This window comes from Streptomyces sp. NPDC047108 (assembly GCF_040643575.1).
In the GTDB taxonomy this organism is placed as follows: Bacteria; Actinomycetota; Actinomycetes; order Streptomycetales; family Streptomycetaceae; genus Streptomyces.
Genome location: NZ_JBEYUP010000003.1, coordinates 183,101 through 202,967, shown reverse-complemented (window position 1 = coordinate 202,967; position 19,867 = coordinate 183,101). Strand labels below are relative to the sequence as shown.

The 19,867-nt window shown below is 69.3% G+C and carries 15 protein-coding genes and 2 tRNA genes; 13 read left to right on the top strand and 4 right to left on the bottom strand.

What is annotated here, in order from left to right; translation table 11 throughout:
• Positions 1-37: 37 nt before the first annotated feature.
• On the bottom strand, positions 38-982 hold the full coding sequence (locus tag ABZ822_RS09220; protein WP_360849355.1) for a decarboxylase: 945 nt from the start codon (positions 980-982) through the stop codon (positions 38-40).
• 224 nt (positions 983-1,206) lie between these two features.
• Between ABZ822_RS09220 and ABZ822_RS09215 the strand changes: the two genes are divergently transcribed.
• Both ABZ822_RS09215 and ABZ822_RS09210 read left to right on the top strand, forming a co-directional pair.
• On the top strand, positions 1,207-2,172 hold the full coding sequence (locus ABZ822_RS09215) for a D-2-hydroxyacid dehydrogenase (protein ID WP_360849352.1): 966 nt from the start codon (positions 1,207-1,209) through the stop codon (positions 2,170-2,172).
• Positions 2,173-2,401: 229 nt separating this feature from the next.
• Complete coding sequence (locus ABZ822_RS09210) at positions 2,402-3,808, top strand: amidase (protein WP_360849349.1); 1,407 nt, start codon at positions 2,402-2,404, stop codon at positions 3,806-3,808.
• Here ABZ822_RS09210 and ABZ822_RS09205 read toward each other — a convergent pair.
• A complete protein-coding gene (locus ABZ822_RS09205) occupies positions 3,786-4,289 on the bottom strand; it encodes a DUF3830 family protein (RefSeq protein WP_360849346.1) in 504 nt (167 codons plus the stop codon). The genes ABZ822_RS09210 and ABZ822_RS09205 overlap by 23 nt on opposite strands.
• A gap of 120 nt (positions 4,290-4,409) precedes the next feature.
• On the opposite strand from ABZ822_RS09205, the gene ehuB reads away from it, so the two are divergent.
• From ehuB to ABZ822_RS09175, 6 genes are all read left to right on the top strand, one after another.
• The gene (gene ehuB / locus ABZ822_RS09200; RefSeq protein ID WP_360850436.1) at positions 4,410-5,321 is read left to right on the top strand and encodes an ectoine/hydroxyectoine ABC transporter substrate-binding protein EhuB; all 912 of its coding nucleotides are present in this window, start codon (positions 4,410-4,412) and stop codon (positions 5,319-5,321) included.
• On the top strand, positions 5,318-6,058 hold the full coding sequence (ehuC, locus tag ABZ822_RS09195) for an ectoine/hydroxyectoine ABC transporter permease subunit EhuC (RefSeq protein ID WP_360849343.1): 741 nt from the start codon (positions 5,318-5,320) through the stop codon (positions 6,056-6,058). Before ehuB ends, ehuC begins: the two co-directional genes overlap by 4 nt.
• A complete protein-coding gene (gene ehuD, locus ABZ822_RS09190) occupies positions 6,055-6,705 on the top strand; it encodes an ectoine/hydroxyectoine ABC transporter permease subunit EhuD (protein ID WP_360849340.1) in 651 nt (216 codons plus the stop codon). Before ehuC ends, ehuD begins: the two co-directional genes overlap by 4 nt.
• Positions 6,695-7,507 (top strand): ectoine/hydroxyectoine ABC transporter ATP-binding protein EhuA, encoded by an 813-nt coding sequence (gene ehuA, locus ABZ822_RS09185; RefSeq protein WP_360849337.1) that lies wholly within the window; start codon positions 6,695-6,697, stop codon positions 7,505-7,507. Before ehuD ends, ehuA begins: the two co-directional genes overlap by 11 nt.
• A 232-nt stretch (positions 7,508-7,739) precedes the next feature.
• Positions 7,740-8,498, top strand: coding sequence for an IclR family transcriptional regulator C-terminal domain-containing protein (locus ABZ822_RS09180; protein WP_360849334.1), 759 nt, complete (start codon positions 7,740-7,742; stop codon positions 8,496-8,498).
• A gap of 122 nt (positions 8,499-8,620) precedes the next feature.
• Positions 8,621-8,694: transfer RNA gene (locus ABZ822_RS09175), tRNA-Lys, on the top strand.
• A gap of 82 nt (positions 8,695-8,776) precedes the next feature.
• Here the strand turns inward: ABZ822_RS09175 and ABZ822_RS09170 are convergent.
• Together ABZ822_RS09170 and ABZ822_RS09165 are read right to left on the bottom strand one after the other, a co-directional pair.
• Positions 8,777-10,459, bottom strand: a complete 1,683-nt coding sequence (locus ABZ822_RS09170) for an AMP-binding protein (protein WP_360849332.1) — start codon at positions 10,457-10,459, stop codon at positions 8,777-8,779.
• Between the two features lie 165 nt (positions 10,460-10,624).
• The gene (locus tag ABZ822_RS09165) at positions 10,625-11,212 is read right to left on the bottom strand and encodes a lytic polysaccharide monooxygenase (protein ID WP_360849329.1); all 588 of its coding nucleotides are present in this window, start codon (positions 11,210-11,212) and stop codon (positions 10,625-10,627) included.
• Positions 11,213-12,238: 1,026 nt separating this feature from the next.
• On the opposite strand from ABZ822_RS09165, the gene ABZ822_RS09160 reads away from it, so the two are divergent.
• From ABZ822_RS09160 to ABZ822_RS09140, 5 genes are all read left to right on the top strand, one after another.
• Positions 12,239-14,491 (top strand): hypothetical protein, encoded by a 2,253-nt coding sequence (locus tag ABZ822_RS09160; RefSeq protein WP_360849326.1) that lies wholly within the window; start codon positions 12,239-12,241, stop codon positions 14,489-14,491.
• A gap of 177 nt (positions 14,492-14,668) precedes the next feature.
• Positions 14,669-14,742: transfer RNA gene (locus tag ABZ822_RS09155), tRNA-Lys, on the top strand.
• 192 nt (positions 14,743-14,934) lie between these two features.
• Positions 14,935-15,615, top strand: a complete 681-nt coding sequence (locus ABZ822_RS09150) for a FadR/GntR family transcriptional regulator (RefSeq protein ID WP_360849323.1) — start codon at positions 14,935-14,937, stop codon at positions 15,613-15,615.
• A 345-nt stretch (positions 15,616-15,960) separates the two neighbouring features.
• Positions 15,961-17,880: a cellulose synthase catalytic subunit gene (locus ABZ822_RS09145; RefSeq protein WP_360849320.1), complete on the top strand. Its 1,920-nt coding sequence runs from the start codon at positions 15,961-15,963 to the stop codon at positions 17,878-17,880.
• Complete coding sequence (locus ABZ822_RS09140; RefSeq protein WP_360849317.1) at positions 17,877-19,808, top strand: galactose oxidase-like domain-containing protein; 1,932 nt, start codon at positions 17,877-17,879, stop codon at positions 19,806-19,808. Before ABZ822_RS09145 ends, ABZ822_RS09140 begins: the two co-directional genes overlap by 4 nt.
• The last annotated feature ends 59 nt before the right edge of the window (positions 19,809-19,867 follow it).

Sequence of the window (19,867 nt, the reverse complement as noted above, 5' to 3'; positions counted from 1 at the left end):
AGGCCGAGCGGCCGGGCCGGCCGACCCTGCCGACCCGTCAGGTCGGCGGGATCCCGCCCGGCTCGTCCGGGAACGGGTACGGCGGTGGATCGATGCCGTCCGCGGTCTCCGACTCCGGCATCCCCGGCGATCCCGCGAAGGCCGCCTCGGGCTCGGGGTGCGACGGCTGCGCGGGCGGAGCCTGCGGCTCGGGAGCCAGGTCCACGGGCGGTGGCGGCGACGAGGACATCGCCGCGGGCCCGCGTCTGGCCACCGGGTCCAGCAGCGCCTGGTACGGCCCGACCGCCTGCACGCCGATCCGCTGCAGCGCGGCCCATATCGTCACCTGGTTGGCGGAGAGCACCGGCATGCGCAGCTCCGCCTCGAGCTGCGGGATCACGTCGTAGGTCGGCAGGTTGGTGCAGCTGATGAACAGCGCGTCGGCCGCGCCGACCACCGCCTGCCGCGCCATGTCGACCACGTCCCGGTACGGCACCTTCCAGATGTGCCGGGTCAGACCGAGGTAGGCGCGGCCGGTGACCGTGACACCGCCCTCGGCGAGGTAGTCCTCGAGCGAGGTCGTGACCGATCTCGTGTACGGCGTGACCAGCGCGATGCGCCGTGCGCCGATCTCGTGCAGGGCGTCGAGCAGCGCGCCGGAGGTGGTCAGCGCCGGCATCTCCCCGGCCTGTTCCATCGCGGCGCACATGCCCCGCTCGCCGGCCACACCGGCGACGAAGCTGCCCGATGTGCAGGCGTACGCGACGACCTCGGGCGCGACCGCGCCGAGGGCCCGCACGGCCTCCCGCAGAGTCTCGTGCTCACTGACGAGCCGGGCGAGGTCGAGGCTGACCTCGACCGGCACAAAAGGGGTTCGGGTCAGGTGGAGCGACACGTCGTCCGGAACCCAGCGCCACAGTTCACGGTCGAGCGCGAAGTCGAACGGTGCGACGACGCCCACACCACGTTGCGGGTGTGGGCCGCCCAGAAAGGAGACGTCCATTTCAAGCCCCAATACGACGGAGGCTGGGCCGATGGCCGCAGAGAACGGCAGATCAAGAGAGCCGGTGCACGCCGGGACGTCGGGACAGGGATGTGGGACGGAAGCCCGTGTTGACGAAGGTAGTTTCCGCTCCCTAGCGTGGTCAATCCTCGCATCCCACGCCGTTCACCGCTCTCTCTTCCGAAGAGAGAATCCGATCTACGTTTCGAAACGGTGTCCTGCCCATGTCCGAACAGGTTCTTCTCGTTTTCGGCACCGACCCGACGCCCAAGCTGGACCGGATCGCCGGCCGCGCCCGCGTCGTTTTCGCTGATGAGCAGAGTCTCCACGACCTGCTGCCGACCGCCGACGCACTGCTCGTGTGGGACTTCACCTCCGACGCCGTGCGCAATGCGTGGCCGGGCGAGGGCCCACGCCCGCGCTGGGTCCATACGGCGAGCGCCGGGGTCGACCGGCTCCTCAGTCCCGAGATGATCTCCTCGTCGGCGGTGCTCACCAATGCCCGGGGCGTTTTCGAGCAGCCCATCGCCGAATACGTGGCCGGTCTCGTGATCGCTATGGCCAAAGATTTCAGCGGCACTTGGGAATTGCAGCGGCAGCGGCGCTGGAAGCACCGCGAGACCATGCGGCTGGCCGGCTCGAAAGCCGTGGTCGTCGGCTCGGGCCCCATCGGGCGGGCCATCGCCAGGACCCTCGCGGCGCTGGGCGTCGAGGCCGAGCTCGTCGGCCGTACGGAGCGGAGCGGTGATCCCGAGTTCGGAACGGTGCACGGCGGCGCTGCGCTGTACGGGTTGCTGCCGTCGGCCGACTGGGTGGTCTGCGCGGCGCCCCTCACGGAGGACAACCGGGGCATGTTCGACGCCTCCGCCTTCGCCCGGATGAACCCGTCGGCCCGGTTCATCAATGTGGGCCGCGGTCCGCTCGTGGTGGAGAAGGATCTCGTCGACGCGGTTCTGAAGCGGACGATCGGGGGCGCGGCGCTCGACGTCTTCGAGAGCGAGCCGCTGGCCGCGGACGACCGGATCTGGGACGTACCGGGGCTGTTCATCTCGCCGCACATGAGCGGGGACACGATCGGCTGGCGGGACGCCCTGTCCGAGCAGTTCCTGGACAACTTCGATCGCTGGGTGGCGGGGGAGCCGCTGCTCAACGTCGTGGACAAGAAACTGGGTTACGTCCCGGTGACCTGACCCGGCCCGGCCTGCAGCGGCGCGGCCCCCGGGCCGCCGCACGCCACGGGCGCCGGGCCCCGACCCGGCGCTCCACCCGCGGCCGAACCGTACGAGCCGGGTCCGGACCCGGCTCGTTCCGGACCTCTCCCGATCCGGCTCCGCTCGGGTCCACTCCCCGCCGCACCCCGCGCGGCTCCGGCCGCACCGCCCGCCCACCGGCCCCGCCGGTACCACCCATGGAGGGTCGATGACCGATCTCGCCGATCTCACCGCAACCGAGCTGCTGGCCGGGTACGCCTCCGGAGCCTTCTCACCGGTGGAGGCGACCCGCGCCGCCCTCGCGCGGATCGAGCGGACGGAACCGGCCGTCAACGCCTTCGTACGGGTCGACGCCCAGGAGGCGCTCGCCCAGGCCGCCGCGTCCCAGGAGCGGTGGCGGCGCGGCGAGCCGGACGGACTGCTCGACGGCGTACCGGTGTCGGTGAAGGACATCCTGCTGCAGCGCGGCGGGCCGACCTGCCGCGGCTCCCGCACGGTCCGCGCGGAGGGCCAGGCGTGGGACGAGGACGCGCCCTCGGTGGCCCGGCTGCGCGAGCACGGCGCGGTCTTCCTGGGGAAGACGACGACGCCCGAGTTCGGGTGGAAGGGCGTCACCGACAGCCCGCGGGACGGGGTGACCGGGAACCCGTACGACCCGCAGCGCACCGCGGGCGGCTCCAGCGGCGGGAGCGCCGCGGCCGTCGCGCTGGGCGAGGGACCGCTGAGCCTGGGCACGGACGGCGGTGGTTCGGTCCGCATCCCGGCGTCCTTCTCCGGGATCTTCGCGCTCAAGCCCACCTACGGCCGGGTGCCGCTCTACCCGGCGAGCCCCTTCGGCACGCTGGCGCACGTCGGCCCGATGACCCGCGACGCGCTCGACGCGGCGCTGCTGATGGATGTGATCACGAGGCCGGACGTCCGGGACTGGTCGCAGCTCGACACGGTGGCGGCGAGCTTCCGGGACGGCATCGACGGCGGCGTCGAGGGCCTGCGCATCGCGTACTCGCCGACCTTCGGCGGCCGCGTGACGGTCGACCCCCAGGTGGCCGAATCCGTACGGGGCGCGGTGGAGCGTCTGGAGGAGCTGGGGGCGCACGTGGAGGAGGCCGACCCCGGCTTCGAGGATCCCGTGGAGGCTTTCCACACCCTGTGGTTCAGCGGTGTGGCGCGGGTGGTGCAGCACCTGACGCCGGACCTGCTGGAGCTGCTCGACCCCGGGCTCCAGGAGGTCGTCGCCCAGGGCGGCCGGTACAGCGCGCTGGACTACCTGGCAGCGGTGGACGTCCGGATGGCGCTGGGCCAGCGGATGGGCCGCTTCCACACCGGCTACGACCTGCTGGTGACCCCGACGCTGCCGATCACCGCGTTCGAGGCGGGCGCGGAGGTCCCCAAGGGGTCAGGGCACCACCGGTGGACGGGCTGGACGCCGTTCACCTACCCGTTCAACCTGACCCAGCAGCCCGCCGCGAGCGTGCCGTGCGGGACGGATCGCGACGGGCTGCCGATCGGTGTGCAGCTGGTGGGCGCACGCCACTCGGACGCGCTGGTCCTGCGCGCGGCGCACGCCCTCTACACGAGCGGTGCGGCCGAGATCAGCCCGCCCGGCGGAAGTTGAGGGTCTCCCCCAGCGCTCCCGCGCGCCACAGGTCCTGACAGGCGTCGGCCATCCGGTCGAGGCCCTCGACGATCGTGCCCCAGACGATGCCCGGGACCCAGCCCGCGTCTCCGTTGATCAGCAGGTTGTTCCGCTCGTAGAAGAGCGCGAGGTCGACGACCGTGGTGCGGCCCTGATGCTTGGCCTCGGACTCGTACCCGTACGACTTCGTCCCCAACTGCGTGTCCGTGAACGTGAAATAGCACAGGTCGCCCGGAATCGGAGTGATGGTGGGGTTCTCCAGGGGCGGCTCCTCCGGTGCAAAGGGGGGCAGGAGGGCATAGATCTCGTTCCGCGCGTACTTCGCGTGGTAGACGTCGCCGCCCAGCGGCAGCGCGTTCCACACCGCCTCACACGTGATCGGCGCGCGGTCGTCGAGGAGCTTTGCCATACAGGTGACACCGCGCTTGTCGAGCGAGACTTCGATGAAGCGGTCGGCCATCGTGGGTCCTCTCGGTCGGATACGGGATCAATTGTGGCCCAACGGTCAATAGAGCTGCGCTTGCATCAAGGGCTGAAAACAGCCTGCATGATTCGCGCGGTCTCGGGTAGCCGCGCGGCCATGGCTCCACCACAGGGGAACGACATGATCGGTAGAAGTGTCGGCCGCCGCTCCGTGCTCGCGGGAATGGCTGCCATCGGTGCTGCAGCCGCGGTCGGCTGCAGCCGGGTTTCCACCGCGGACACGACAGGGGGCGGGAATCTGCTGGAGCGCCTGCGCGCGCAGGGCACCGTGAAGCTGGGGATCGCGGGCGAGATCCCCTTCGGCTACATCAGCAAGAAGGCTGAGATCACCGGGGAGGCTCCTGAGCTCGCCAAGGTCATCTTCAAGCGTCTGGGAGTGCCGAACGTCCAGGCCGTCCCGACGGAATTCGGTTCACTGATCCCCGGCCTCAATTCACAGCAGTTCGATGTGATCGCCGCGGGAATGTTCGTCAATCCGGAACGTTGTGCACAGGTTCTCTTCGCGGATCCGGACTACGAAGTGCTGGACGCGTTCATCGTCCGCAAGGGCAATCCGAAGAACATTCACAGCTATGCCGACATCAAGAAGTCGGGCGCCAAACTCGCCAGCGGTACCGCGTATGCGGAGATCGACTACGCGGTCGACGCCGGAGTTCCGAGAGGCGAAATCCAGATCTATCCGGACCAGTTGGCCGGTCTGCTCGCCGTGGCCCAGGGACGAGCGGACGCTTTTGCGGGCACAAGCCTCACGGTCCGCAATGTCATCAATCAGACGAAGAATCCGAAGGTGGAGGGAACCAAACCATTCCTCCCGAAACTCGACGGAAAGCCCGCGTACGGCGCGGGCGCTTTTGCGTTCCGCAAAGGCGAGACACAACTGCGGGACGCCTTCAATGAAGAGCTGCACAAGATGAAGCAGAACGGCGAGGTCAAGCGAGTCCTCAAGCCCTTCGGATTCACCGACACCGAGATGACCGAACTGACCGCAGAGGAGCTGTGCAAGAAATGACAGCAGAACTCTGGGAACTCATCTTCAAGGGCATCTGGGTCACGGTCCAGCTCACGATCTACAGCGCGGCGCTCGGTGCGGTCGTCGCCTTCACCGTGGGCATCGGCCGCACCTCCCGCTTCTGGATCCTCCGCTTCCTCTCCGGCTTCTACGTCGCGGTCTTCCGCGGGACCTCGGCCCTGGTGCTGATGTTCTGGCTGTTCTTCGTGGTGCCGCTGGCCTTCCAGTGGCAGCTCGTCCCGCTGTGGGCGGCCACGCTCGCCCTCGGCCTCTCCTACGGCGCGTACGGGGCGGAGATCGTCCGCGGCGGCATCGCCGCGGTGGCCCCGGCCCAGCGCGAGGCCGGCATCGCGCTGAGCTTCACGCCCATGCAGCGTCTGCGGCGGATCATCCTCCCGCAGGCCGTCCCCGAGATGATGCCGCCCTTCAACAACCTGCTGATCGAGCTGCTCAAGGGCACGGCCCTGGTGTCGCTGCTCGGCGTCGGCGACATCTCGTTCGCCGCTCAGCTCGCCCGGCTCGCGACCGGTGAGAGCGGCAGCATCTACTTCACGATCCTGGTCATGTACTTCGTCCTCGCCTTCCTCCTCACCCGTGTGATGCGGCTGATGGAGCGCCGAGCCAAGGCCGGCATCGGGCAGGCACCCCCGAAGGGCGGCGGGATCATCCGCAAGCTCGCCATCCGTGAGGAGACCGAGCAGGCCTCCAACATCAACATGACGGGTGGTGCGCGATGAACTGGAGCTGGTCCGTAGTCGGCGACTTCATGCCGATGTTCTGGGACGGCGTGAAGGTCACGCTCGAGGCGACCGTCCTGGGCTCCCTGCTCTCCTTCGTGCTCGGCCTCGTCTGGGCACTGCTGCTGCGCACGCCGACCCGGTTCGTGCGCTGGCCGGTGGGCGTCTTCACGGAGTTCATCCGCAACACCCCGCTGCTGGTGCAGCTGTTCTTCTTCTTCTTCGTGCTGCCGGAGTGGGGCATCCAGACCACCGCCCTGGCCACCGGAGTCATCGGCCTCGGCCTGCACTACTCGACCTACACCGCGGAGGTCTACCGCGCGGGTATCGAGGGTGTGCCGGCCGGACAGTGGGAGGCGGCCACCGCGCTCAGCCTGCCGCGGACCCGCACCTGGGGTTCGGTGATCCTGCCGCAGGCGATCCGCCGCGTCGTCCCGGCGCTCGGCAACTACGTGATCGCGATGCTCAAGGACACCCCGATGCTGCTGGGCATCGGCGTGCTGGAAATGCTGCAGCAGGCCCGCCTGTTCGGGGCCGAGACCTTCCAGTACATCGAGCCGTACACGGTCGTTGGCGTCGCCTTCATCCTGATCTCCTACCCGGCTTCCCTTCTCATGCGATACCTGGAGCGTCGTCTTGTCCACTGACAGCACCCAGACCCCGCCCGTCCCGGGAAGCAAGGACGGCACCGAGCTGATCCGGTTCGACCACGTGACCAAGCGCTTCGGCGACACCACCGTCCTGGACAACCTGGACTTCACCGTGGCGCCCGGCAAGCACGTGACGCTGATCGGCCCGTCGGGCTCCGGCAAGACGACGATCCTGCGCCTGCTGATGACCCTGCTGGCGCCCGAAGAGGGCACCATCAAGGTCGCCGGCGACTACCTCACCCACGAGGACCGCAACGGCAAGCTCGTCCCGGCGACCGACAAGCACCAGCGGGAGATCCGCAAGAAGATCGGCATGGTCTTCCAGCAGTTCAACCTCTTCCCCAACATGAAGGTGCTGCGGAACATCACCGAGGCACCCGTGCACGTCCTGGGCCTGTCCAAGGACGAGGCGGAGGAGCGGGCGCGCGAGCTGCTCGAACTCGTCGGTCTGAGCGAGCACATCGACAAGTACCCGACGCAGCTCTCCGGCGGGCAGCAGCAGCGTGTGGCGATCGCCCGCGCCCTCGCGATGCGGCCGCAGGTGCTGCTGCTGGACGAGGTCACCTCGGCGCTCGACCCCGAACTGGTCGCGGGCGTCCTGGATCTGCTGCGGGACATCGCCCGCACCACGGACATCACGATGCTCTGCGTGACGCACGAGATGAACTTCGCCCGGGACATCTCGGACGACGTATTGATGTTCGACGCCGGACGGGTCATCGAATCGGGTCCGCCGGAGAAGATCTTCAGCGAGCCGGAGCACCAGCGCACCCGCGAATTCCTCAGCGCTGTGCTGTGAATTCCGCAGCTCCGGCTTGCGAGGAATGACTCCGGCATATGCCAAGGTGGCGCGCCCCTGCTGACGGGCATGGGGCGCGCCATTCAAACTCCTCAACACCTGCTCCATTCAGGGCTCTTGACGGCTATCGTGGTAACCAGCCCGCCTGTCGGGAGCGGTGAGGAGTGCCTGCGAGCCGTGACCTGCAGCAACGGGACTGACGCAAGCGGTCACAACCTGCTAGGGGGAAACCGTGGCGCTCAAACCCGAGCCGACCGCGCCGTTCCATTCGGTGCAGTACGCACTGCGCGTACTCGAATGCGTCGCCAAGCACACCGGCGGCGTCACGGATGTCCAGATCGCGCGCGAGACCGGCCTGCCCACCGGCCACCTCTCCCACCTCCTCCGCATGCTGGGTCGCGAGGGCTATGTGGAGCAGGTCACCGGCGGCGCCTACGTCGTCGGGGAGTCCCTGGTGCTGCTGGGCTCCGCGGGCAACCGCCAGCAGGCGCTCTACGACAAGCTGCAGCGCACCCTCTCCGAGATCCGCGACTCGGTCGGCGCCGCCGTCTACATAAGCCGCTACATCGACGGCGAGATCAAGATCACGCAGTACGCGGACGGACCGCGCGCCCCGAAGGTCAACGAGTGGGTGGACTTCCGTTCCGCCGGGCACGCGAGCGCGGTCGGCAAGTGCCTGCTGACACAGCTCGACCACAACGGGCGCCGCGACCACCTCTCCCGCCACAAGACCGCCCGCCTCACCTCGCGGACGATCACCAGTGAGCAGGTCCTCTTCTCCCGCCTGGACAACCAGCCGCCGACCGTCCCCGTCCTGGATCTCCAGGAGTACGCGGTCGGGACCGTCTGCGCGGCCGTGCCGATCACCGCGGGCAAGTCGGTGGGCTGCCTCGCCCTCTCGATGCCGATCGAGAACGCGCACCGGCTGCGCCAGGCCGCGGACACCCTCAACCGCAGTGCGGCACCGGTCCTGCTGTCCCTGACGCTCTGAGCGCCCCGGCCCGGCACTGCCCCGGCCCGGCCCGGCACCGGCGAGAAGGCCGTCAGGACGCCCCTCGCGGACCGTGGTCCTGAGCATCCTTGCGGACCAGGTACGATGTTCGACGTCAGCAGGCGCCGCTAGCTCAGTTGGTTAGAGCAGCTGACTCTTAATCAGCGGGTCCGGGGTTCGAGTCCCTGGCGGCGCACATGACACTTCGGTCCTCCTCGCCACGGGCGAGGAGGACCGAAGTCGTTTCCGGCTCGTGCCGTCCGCGCGCGGCACGCTCCTCACCGGGCGAGCAACTCCTCGCGCCCCTGCGCCCGGTAGCGCTCCAGCAGCGCCTCGAACTCCACCTGCCCCAGCCGGTCGTACACGCCGCCGCACGGCCCCGCCCCCAGGGGCGACCACCAGACCGGGTCGGCGCATTGGAACCCCTCGCGGCGCAGCCCCGCCCGGTGGATCTTGTTCGTCGCCGTGACCGGCATGGCGGCCGGGAGCCGTACGAACCGGGGCGCCATCTTCGTCCCCAGGTCCGGCTGGGCGGCCAGGAACGCGGCGAAGTCCGCCGGGTCGAAGGAACCGGGGCCGTCCCGCAGCACGAGCGCGGCCATGACCTGGTCGCCCGCGACCGGGTCGGGCACCGCGTAGACGGCGGCGGAGACGACGGGGGTGTAGCGGGCGAGGATGTTCTCGATCATCGCCGCACCAAGGTTCTCGCTGTCGACGCGGAGCCGGTCGTCGGCACGGCCTGCGAAGTGGAAGAAGCCGTCGGTGTCGCGGATGAAGAGGTCCCCGGTCCAGTACCAACCGTGACGGGTCCGGGCCGCTGCCGCCTCCTCGTTGCGCCAGTAGCCCTCGAAGGGGTTCGGGCCGCGGTTGACGAGTTCGCCGATCGCCTCGTGCGCGCCCTGGAGGCGTCCGTTCGCGTCCAGGTGGGCCCGCGGCCGCTCCTCCCCCGTCTCCGGGTCGACCACCGCGAGGTCGTCGCCGGGGGCGGCACGGCCGATGGCGCCGGGCGGGGCGTCCGGGCTGTGCTGGATGGCGGCGCCGCCTTCGGAGGAGCCGTAGCCCTCGACGAGGCGGACCCCGAACCGGGCGGCGAAGCGGGCGGCGTCGACGGCGCCCGCCTCGGTGCCGAAGCCGGTACGCAGGCGATGGTCGCGGTCGTCGGGGTGCTCGGGCGTGGCCAGGAGGTACTGGACGGCCCGGCCGACGTAGGTGAAGTACGTGGCTCCGAAGGCCCGAACTTCGGGCAGGAAGCCGGAGGCGGAGAACGTCCGGCGCAGGGCGACCGCCGCTCCGCCCGCCAGCGCGGGTGCCCAGTCGGCCACGACGGCGTTGCCGTGGAACATCGGCATGCAGATGTAGTGCACGTCGTCCGGGCCGACGCCGAAGTGGCGCACGAGAGAGCGCGCGGCCGCGGCGAGCCTGCCCTGTGAGCAGATGGCGGCCTTGGGGGCGCCCGTCGAGCCGGAGGTGAAGGAGAGGAGCATCCGGCTGTCGGGCCCGACCGCGCCGACCCTGGAGTCACCGGGCTCGGCGTCCCCGTACGGCGCGAGGTGGCGCGCGTAGGACGGAGCGTCGACGACGAGGATCCGGTCGCGGGGGACGGGGAGGTCCAGGCCGTCCAGGAGCGGGAGGCGGGACCGTTCGGTGACGAGCAGGGCGCACTCGGTGTGGCGTATGTCACGGGCGAGTTCGGGACCGCGCCGGGTGGTGTTGAGGCCGACGACGGTCGCGCCGGCGAGTGCGGCGGCGGCGAGCCACATCGCGTAGTCCGGCACGTTGTCCAGCAGCAGGCCGATGTGCGGCCACGCGCCCGGCGGCAGGAGATCGGCGAGCAGAGCCGCCCGCGCGGCGGCTCCGGCCACGACCTGGTGGTGGGTGAGGACCTCGTTCTCGAAGAGCAGGCCCGTGCGGTGGTCGCCCCACCGGTCGTGCACGAGTTCCGCGACGGTCTCCATCCGCATGGCGCACGACCGTAACTGACGCTACGTCAGATTGGGAGACCGCGTCCCGTACCGGTTCGCGGGCGCGGACCGGCAGGGGACGCGGTCACGGTCCGGTGAGCGGCCGGACCGCGGTGCCGTGGCATCCGGATCACTCCCGACCGGGGCCGGGCCGGACGCCACGACCTAGAACTGGACGTCCGAGCACGCGTAGAAGGCGTTACCCGTGTCGGCGATCGTCCAGACGGCGAGGATGATGTGCCGCCCTGTCTTGCCCGACGGGATGGTGCCGGTGTGGGACAGGGTGGACGGCGGACGCTGGCCGTTGTAGGGCACCGTGAGGAACGGGGTGGTCTCCAGCGCGGCGCGGGTCAGCGGCCGGCTCGTGTCCCAGCCGTTCCTGGTGATGTAGTAGCGGAAGTCCGTGGTCGCGTGGGCCGCGGTGAACTGCCAGCGGAAGGCGTGGGAACCGGCGTTGACGCGGGTCGCCGGCCACTGGCCGCCGCGCGGGTCGTCGAGTTGCGCGAAGCGGCTGTTGCCGCCTGCGCAGATCGTTCCGTCGGCGGGTCCGGAGGCGGGGAAGCCCTTGGGCCCCTCGACACTCTGCGGCTCCCACTGGATGGCACCGCAACCCGTCACGGTGCCGTTGGCGCACAACTTCTGTCTGCTGACGGGGGAATCGGTGTAGCCGTGGCTGCTCGCGCTGCCCGTGGCGAGGACCGAGACGCCGATGACGCCGAGCCCGACCAGAGCAGCGCTGATCTTCTTGCGCATGCTTCGCTCCAGGAGAACGGTGGGGAGGTTCCGCGCGCTGAGCTCAGCCGTCCGGGTGGTTCAGGTCTAGACCAAGTCGCAGGATAGCGCGCCCCGTTGGCCATGCCCAGAGCGATCGGAGCGGCTTTCGGGCCGGGCCAAGGAGCCCAGGCACCAACAAGCCATGATCGGACCCGCCGTCGGCCTCGACCTCATGTCACCGCAGGGCCGACACCTCCCGTTACGGGAGATATGGAGCCACGCCGACGCCCACTCCGCGGACACCGGTGGACGAGTTTCGGCCTTTCCGCGCAGCGTCGGCCGCGTCCCGGCGGCGCTGCCCGACGCCCCCGGACGACCGCCCCTTCGGCCGCGACGTTCACATCCGCCGTCCGCGACCGACTTCCGCCCCACCACGCAAACGGTGTGCCGCCCGGCATCACACCAGCGCGGCGACCAGGGCCCGGGCAGGGCGCACCGGCGCGCAGGCCCGGCCCTTGCCCAACCCCTCAGTCATGCGACAACGGCCCCACCGGATCGCGAGAGCCGCGCCGTTCGGCATCTCCGGACGGGGGCTCGCCTCGCCGCCGAGAAGCCCGCCCATGGCCGACGATCACAACCCAGTTCGCACAGTCGTCTGACGACTCTGCCCGCTTCGCACTACAGTGAGGCGCGCGAGCCGCGCCGAGTCATTCGGTGGCGGGGCTTGCCCGCCGCTGTTTCCGCGCCTGAGCGCCGGACGGCCGGCGGTGGTTCCCCTCGCTCCATGGACGAGGTCCGGGCCGCGTGAGCAGCAATGTCTCACCCGGCCCTTCCCGCCATGGCCCGCGAGCGCCGGACCAGCCCGCGGAGGGCTACCGCCACGCACCACCCTCGTCCGAGGGTCTCCCCTGCCCCCCACTCCTACACATTCGGGAGAAGTGCATGCTCGACCCACGTAGAGAAGCGGCGGCCTCTCCGGCCGCTGACCGGACCCCCGCAAAGGCGGTGAGGCGGCCGACGGACACCCGGTCGGCGTCCCGCGCACGTACCGGACACAAGGCGCGCATGAGCAGGAAACGGCTGTATGCGCTGCTGGCGGGTTCGGGGCTGCTGATAGGCGGCCTCAGCCTGGTCCCGCTCTCGGCTTCCGCCTCGCTCGGCGACCACACCCGCATCATCCTCGACGCGGACAAGCTGGCCTCCCTGCGGGAGCGCGCCAAGGCCGGCGACCCGGGATGGACCGCCCTGAAGAAGCAGTGCGATGCCTATCTGACCGGCAAGGTCGAGTGGCCCGACGGCAAGGACTACCCCGAAGGCGGCAGCGTCGGCGAGGGGTACCAGGGCGACACCTACTTCACGGCCGTCACCAATCTCGGCATCTGCCACCAGGTCGCCCTGGGTACCGACCAGGGGAAGGCGAAGAAGTACGGCGCCAAGGGCGTCGACGTCCTGACCCGGATGAGCGCCCCCGAGGGCGATCCTCATGCCCCGAACCCCAAGTCCGACTCCGTCTACGGCATCCGCTTCTACGGGCTGGGGATGGCGCTCGGCTACGACTGGCTGCGCGACGCCATGTCCTCCGCCGAACGCACGCGCGTGTACAAGGCGATCGGCCGCTGGGTCGACACGTACGAGGACAGCGGCTTCGGCCGCCAGCACCCGCAGGGCAACTACTTCGCCGGCTACTACGCCACCAAGGCCGTCGCCGCTTTGGCGACCGAGGGCGACGACCCGCGCGCGAAGGAACAGTGGTCGGACTTCCTCACCCGGGTGCACGGGAAGATGGTCCAGCCCTACTACGCGAAGAACGTGTCGGGCGGCGGATGGCCGGAGGGCCAGAACTACGGTCCGCTGGCGACGTTCAACATGGCCCTGCCGGCCGTGGCCGCCAAGACGGCCAAGGGCAAGGATCTGATCCACGGCGACAAGCCGTTCGCGTTCCCGTCCGGAGCGGCCGACTGGTACATGTACAACGTCTGGCCCAGCCTGAAGCGGGTCGACGACCGCGGCACCATGCGCGTGGAGGGCGAGCCGGCTCCGGCCCCCGCCCGCGCCATCACCGAGCTGGCCGGGATGATGCCGTACTGGGACGACCCGAAGGCCGCGGAATTCCACCGGTTCGCCCGCGATGTGCGCAAGGCGAACCCCGGCCGCCCGGCCCCTGAACGGCTGTGGAGCGACTTCGTGTTCTGGGACGACTCCGCACCGGAGAAGCCGTACAAGGACCGCCCGCTCGCGTCCCTCGCGAAGGGGATGGAGATGGGGTCGACCCGTTCGGGGTGGGACAAGAAGGCGGTCTGGGGCTCTCTCAACGCCGGGCCCTACACCGGGTTCCACGACTCCCAGGAGCAGCTCTTCGACGCCGGCAGCCTGGCTGTGGCCCACGGCAACAAGCCGTTCCTGGTCAACGCCTCGGGTCAGATCTTCCGGGGCACCGCCCAGGTCGACGAGTTCCTCTTCAAGGACAACCGCGAGGGCCGGGATCTCTACAACGTCTTCTACACGGACGCGCCCTCCCCGCGCGGACAGGCGACGACGAACCGGGCCCAGGGCGCCAAGACGCGTATGTCCGCCTTCGACCGGCAGAAGAACTACACGTTCATGCGGGCGAGCAACCTGGCCGACATGTACCCGCGGTCGGGCGGCAAGTCCGTCTCGTCCTGGACGCGTGACGTGGTCCATGTGAAGCCGAACCTGTTCGTGGTGTACGACCGCACCAGGACGACCAAGGCCGACGTCGGCCAGTGGATGCGGTTCCACTTCGCGGGCGTCCCGAAAAAGGTGAACTCCCCGGCGCAGGGCGTCAACCGCTACGACATCGGCAGCGGGGACCGCTACGCCGGAACCGTCGACACCGTGCTGCCCCGGGGCCACAAGGAGAGCGTCACACCGAAGATCCTGGAAGGCACCGACGTGTCGCGCGTCGACGTGAAGCCGGGGTCGGCCGCACGCGACAACCGGTGGCTCACGGTCGTCGACGCCGCGGGCAAGCCGTCCGAAGCGGCGAAGGCCACCCCGCTGTCCAAGGCCGACGGCAATGTGCTGGAGGGCCCGGTCACCGGCACGGTGCTGAGGTCCGGCACGGACAGCTACGCCGTGCTGAGCGGGACCGGACCGGCGGACAGCGAGATCACCACACCGGTCGAGTACCGGCTGCCCGCGGGCAGTACCCGCAACATCATCACCGGGCTGGCACCCGGCACGGCCTACTCGGTGACCACGGCCGCCGAGGGGAACGATGTGGTCGTGACGGTGGCGCCGGGCAAGGGGAAGAAGACCAGCAAGGCCGGAGTGCTGGAGTTCACCACCGGCTCCTAGGGGCCGGGTCCGGAGGGAACGCAAGGGTGACCTGGCGTCCGTCACATCAGACGTCAGACATCCGGCGTACGACGCAGGACCAATGAACGTGCCGGGTGCCGCCGGGAGATCGTCCCGTCGGCACCCGGCACGTCCGGACCACTCCGGCGCATCGGGTAGGATCTTCGATGTCAGCAGGCGCCGCTAGCTCAGTTGGTTAGAGCAGCTGACTCTTAATCAGCGGGTCCGGGGTTCGAGTCCCTGGCGGCGCACATGACACTCTGGGCCTCTTCGCCACCGGCGAGGGGGCCCGGAGTCGTTTGCGGTCCGAAGTCGTTGCGGTCCGCAGTCACGTCTGCCCGGAGTCGTCTCTTCCCGGAGCAGTTCTCCCCCGGAGCCCGCTCACGGGGCATGCGACGGCCGCGCGGCTGGCCAAAACGGAGGTTGCGGTGCACAGTCGCGGGATGGCGAGCGACATCCAGGAGCGCATCAAGAAGCTGATCATCGACCAGCGGCTGCCGTCCGGCGCCCCGCTGCCCACCGAGACCGAACTCATGGAACTGCTCGGTGTCAGCCGCAACTCGGTGCGTGAGGCGCTCAAGGCGCTGCAGGCGATGGGCATCGTCGAGATCCGGCACGGCTTCGGGACGTATGTGGGGCCGATGTCGATGGCTCCGATGATCGAGGGCCTGACCTTCCGTACCGTCGCCGGGCACTACCGCGGCGAGGACAGCCTGCTGCAGCTCCTGGAACTGCGCGAGGCCGTCGAGACGGGCCTGATAGCGCGACTGGCCGGACGCGTATCCGATGCCGATCTCGTTGAACTCGAGGCGCTCGTGGCGCGTATGGAAGAGGAAGCGGCGAACGGCGCGGTCCGGGCGGACACCGACCGGGCCTTTCACGCCGCCCTCTACCGCGGTTTCGACAACCTTCTTCTGAGCGAGGTGCTGGAGGCATTCTGGGACGCCTTCCACCGTGTGCGCACCGATCTGGTCGACACGCACTCCGATCCGAGGACCACGTGCCGACAGCACCGGGAGATCCTCGAAGCCGTCCGCTCGGGGGACGTGGCACGCGCCGAGAGCGCCGTACGCGACCACTTCACGGACATCCGCAAGCGCCTGCGCCGCTCCAGTCGCGCTTGATCACTGCCGCAAACAGCACCCCCCGGCGGTGTCCGGGTTGCCGAAGCACACCCTTATGGCACCCGCGTGACGCGGGAACAGAGCGTTTGCTCCGCTCGTCGCCTCTGCGACTGGCGTGCCATTTGCGGGAGTTGGGACTGAATCACTCGGTCGCGCTCCGTGATAAATCCGGGGCGCTGTTCACGCGATGACACACGAGTGGGCATCATGCAACCGAAAGGTGTTCGTTCCCCGTCCTAAGGAACGGCCACCCGCACACGCATTCGGACCGGGTCGGTCAAGGGGGACCACTGGCCCGGACCAGACGAACGACCGACCACAGACCCGCGTGCGGGGGGAATACTCATGACGTCGACGCCTCACGGCGCCGGGCACTCCTATGACACCGAGCGGGAGACCGAACGGACGACGCGCCTGCGTCTGCCCCGGCAACTGCGCTCGCCGCACGGCCCGCGGACCCGGAAACCGCTGCCGCGCTACGACTACGAGCACTACAGCCGGCTCGCGGGCCCCCTCACGCAGCCCGACCCGGGCACGCCGTACCGGGTCCGCTACCGCAGCCTGATAGCCGACGAACCGCACCGCATCCGGGCCGCGTTGCTGCTCGGCGCGGCGCCGCTGGTCTCGCTGGGCCTGCTGGCGTGGCTGATGCAGCCCGCCCACTGGACGAAGCGCGACAACGCGTCCGACACCCTGCTGGTCCTCGACGTGATCATGCTGGTGTCGATCGGGCTGATCGAGCTGTTCCGTACGCTCAACGTCCTCTCCAACGCGCACGCCACGCTGGTCGCCCGCGACCCCGTCCCCGTCGTGCCGGAGCATGGCACCCGGGTCGCGTTCCTCACCTCCTTCGTGCCCGGCAAGGAACCGCTCGAGATGGTCACCAAGACCCTCGAGGCCGCCGTCCGCATACGCCACCGCGGGCTGCTGCACATCTGGCTGCTCGACGAGGGCGACGATCCCGCGGTCAAGGAGGTCTGCGCCCGGCTCGGCGTACACCACTTCACGCGCAAGGGCGTCGCCCGGTGGAACCAGGCCAAGGGCCCGCACCGCGCCAAGACCAAGCACGGCAACTACAACGCCTGGCTCGACGCCCACGGTGACGCCTACGACTACTTCGCCTCCGTCGACACCGACCACGTCCCGCTCCCCAACTACCTGGAGCGGATGCTCGGCTTCTTCCGCGACCCCGACGTCGCGTTCGTCATCGGCCCCCAGGTGTACGGCAACTACGACTCCGCCGTCACCAAGGCCGCCGAAAGCCAGCAGTTCCTCTTCCACGCCCTCATCCAGCGCGCGGGCAACCGCTACGGCGCCCCCATGTTCGTGGGCACCAGCAACGCCGTCCGTATCAAGGCCATCAAGGGCATCGGCGGCCTGTACGACTCGATCACCGAGGACATGGCCACCGGCTTCGAGCTGCACCGCCACAGCAACCCGGAGACGGGACGCAAATGGCGCTCGGTCTACACCCCCGACGTGCTGGCCGTCGGTGAGGGCCCCACCGCCTGGACGGACTTCTTCACCCAGCAGCTCCGCTGGTCCCGCGGCACGTACGAGACGATCCTCAAGCAGTTCTGGAAGGCGCCCTTCACGCTGCCGCCCGGCAAGCTGTTCAACTACACGCTGATGGTGATCTTCTATCCCATCTCGGCGATGAACTGGATCCTGGCGGGCCTGAGTTGTGCGCTGTTCCTGGGCTTCGGCGCCTCGGGTGTCCAGATCGACCCGGCGATGTGGATGATGCTCTACGGCAACGCCTCCGCCCTCCAGATCGGCCTCTACATCTGGAACCGGCGGCACAACGTCTCGCCGCACGAACCCGAGGGCTCCGGCGGTGTGGCGGGCATGGTGATGTCCGCGCTGTCCGCCCCGATCTATGCGCGTTCCCTCATGGACGCGGTCCTGCGCCGCAAGAGCAAGTTCGTGGTGACCCCGAAGGGCGACTCGTCCAGCCCCGACACCCTCTTCGGGACGTTCCGGATCCACCTGTTCTTCCTGCTGGTCTTCGGCGGATCGCTCGGGTCCTCCTTCTACTTCGGCCACAGCCACCCCGCGATGATCGTCTGGGCCTCCCTCGCCCTGGTCATCACGGCTGCGCCGATCCTCGCCTGGCGGTGGACCATGCGCCAGGACAAGCGGAACAAGGCCCGCGGAGGACCTCCGCCCGGCGGCGGCCCCGCTCCCGCGGCCCACCGGCCCGAGAGCGCCTGGCCCGCGAACGACCAGACCCTGCAGATCGCCCTTGGGGGACGCAAGACATGAAATACCGTCCAAGCCGCCGTACGCGCCGGATAGCCATCGGCACGACGGCGGTGCTCGTGCTGGCCGGGATGAACGGGCCGGCCCTGTTCCGCTTCGGCTCGGAGAAGTACCACGCGTACAAGATCAACCGGCCGGAGTACAAGGCGGAGAACGGCCACTGGGATCTCCTCGACGTCCCCGAAGAGTTCCGGATCAACACCATTCACGCCGCCCTGCTGCACACCGGCAAGGTGCTGCTGATCGCGGGCTCGGGCAACAACGCGGAGATGTTCAAGGCGAAGACCTTCCGCACCGTGCTCTGGGACCCGGAGAAGAACACGTACAAGAACATCTCCACGCCCAAGGACATGTTCTGCGCCGGGCACACCCAGCTCCCGGACGGCAAGCTGCTGGTGGCGGGCGGCACCCAGCGGTACGAGAAGCTCCAGGGTGACGTCGAGAAGGCCGGCGGCCTCATGATCGTCAAGAACGAGGACCCCGACGAGCCCAAGACCCTGCGCCCCGGCACCCTCTTCACCGGCAAGTCCAGCGGCAAGACTTTCGAGTCCAAGGACAACCTGCTCGTCCCCCGCGCGAAGAAGACCACGGACCCGGTCACCGGCGAGGTCAAGGTCACGGCCAGCGAGGCCCGCGTCTACGTGGAGGCGCGGAAGAAGGGCCAGAAGTACAGCACCGGCGACACCGACAACTACCGGATATCCGGCCTCAGCGGCAACGACGCCCGGAACCTCTACGGCATCGCCAACAAGCTCTCCTTCGACAAGAAGGACTTCCAGGGCATCAAGGACTCCTTCGAGTTCGACCCGGTCGCCGAGAAGTACATCCGCGTCGACCCGATGCACGAGGCCCGCTGGTACCCGACCCTCACCACCCTCCAGGACGGGAGGGTGCTGTCGGTGTCCGGGCTGGACGAGATCGGACAGGTCGTCCCGGGCAAGAACGAGGTCTACGACCCGGACACCAAGAAGTGGACGTACCTGCCCACCAAGCGGTTCTTCCCGACCTATCCCGCCCTCTTCCTCACCGACGGCGGCAAGATCTTCTACTCCGGCTCCAACGCCGGCTACGGACCGGCCGACAAGGGCCGTACGCCCGGCCTGTGGGACGTGGACACCAACGAGTTCGACCCCGTGCCCGGCATGAGCGACCCGAAGGTCCTCGAGACCTCGATGTCGGTGATGCTGCCGCCCGCCCAGGACCAGAAGTTCATGGTGATCGGCGGCGGGGGCGTCGGCGAGTCACAGAAGTCCAGCGAGAAGACCCGGGTCGTCGACCTCAGGAAGACCGCCCCGCGCTTCCGGAACGGCGCACCGCTCTCCGAGGGGACCCGCTACCCGGGCGGTTCGATCCTTCCCGACGACACCGTCTTCGTCTCGGGCGGCTCCGGCGACTACCGCGGCCGCAGCGGCAGCAACATCCTCAAGGCGCAGATCTACGACGCCAAGAACGACACCTTCCGCCGGGTCGCCGACCCGACCGTGGGCCGCAACTACCACTCCGGCACGCTCCTGCTGCCGGACGGCCGGATCATGATCTTCGGTTCGGACTCGCTCTACTCCGACGACGCCAACACCAAGCCGGGCGTCTTCGAGAAGCGCATAGAGATCTACACTCCGCCCTATCTCTACCGCGACAAGAAGCCCGAACTCGGCGCGGGCCCGGAGCGGATCGCCCGCGGCGGCAGCGCCACGTTCGCGACGAATGACGCGGCGGACGTCAAGAGCGCCCGGCTGATGCGGCCCAGCGCCGTCACGCACGTCACGGACGTCGACCAGCGGTCGATCGCACTGGACGTGCGGAAGACGGGCAAGGGAGTACGGGTGACGGTGCCGGACGACCGGTCCCTGGTGCCCTCCGGCTGGTACATGCTCTTCGTCACGGACAAGAAGGGCACGCCGTCGAAGGCCCGTTGGGTCGAGGTGCCCTAGCACTCGCGGCCGGATCGCGGATGTGCCCTCGCGCCCGCCCCCGGGCGGGCGCGAGGCGC

Bases quoted from the DNA above. Each gene is read 5' to 3' on its own strand.
- ABZ822_RS09220 (WP_360849355.1), bottom strand. From the start codon at position 982: ATGGACGTCTCCTTTCTGGGCGGCCCACACCCGCAACGTGGTGTGGGC.
- ABZ822_RS09215 (WP_360849352.1), top strand. From the start codon at position 1,207: ATGTCCGAACAGGTTCTTCTCGTTTTCGGCACCGACCCGACGCCCAAG.
- ABZ822_RS09210 (WP_360849349.1), top strand. From the start codon at position 2,402: ATGACCGATCTCGCCGATCTCACCGCAACCGAGCTGCTGGCCGGGTAC.
- ABZ822_RS09205 (WP_360849346.1), bottom strand. From the start codon at position 4,289: ATGGCCGACCGCTTCATCGAAGTCTCGCTCGACAAGCGCGGTGTCACC.
- ehuB (WP_360850436.1), top strand. From the start codon at position 4,410: ATGGCTCCACCACAGGGGAACGACATGATCGGTAGAAGTGTCGGCCGC.
- ehuC (WP_360849343.1), top strand. From the start codon at position 5,318: ATGACAGCAGAACTCTGGGAACTCATCTTCAAGGGCATCTGGGTCACG.
- ehuD (WP_360849340.1), top strand. From the start codon at position 6,055: ATGAACTGGAGCTGGTCCGTAGTCGGCGACTTCATGCCGATGTTCTGG.
- ABZ822_RS09170 (WP_360849332.1), bottom strand. From the start codon at position 10,459: ATGCGGATGGAGACCGTCGCGGAACTCGTGCACGACCGGTGGGGCGAC.
- ABZ822_RS09165 (WP_360849329.1), bottom strand. From the start codon at position 11,212: ATGCGCAAGAAGATCAGCGCTGCTCTGGTCGGGCTCGGCGTCATCGGC.
- ABZ822_RS09160 (WP_360849326.1), top strand. From the start codon at position 12,239: ATGAGCAGGAAACGGCTGTATGCGCTGCTGGCGGGTTCGGGGCTGCTG.
- ABZ822_RS09150 (WP_360849323.1), top strand. From the start codon at position 14,935: ATGGCGAGCGACATCCAGGAGCGCATCAAGAAGCTGATCATCGACCAG.
- ABZ822_RS09145 (WP_360849320.1), top strand. From the start codon at position 15,961: ATGACGTCGACGCCTCACGGCGCCGGGCACTCCTATGACACCGAGCGG.
- ABZ822_RS09140 (WP_360849317.1), top strand. From the start codon at position 17,877: ATGAAATACCGTCCAAGCCGCCGTACGCGCCGGATAGCCATCGGCACG.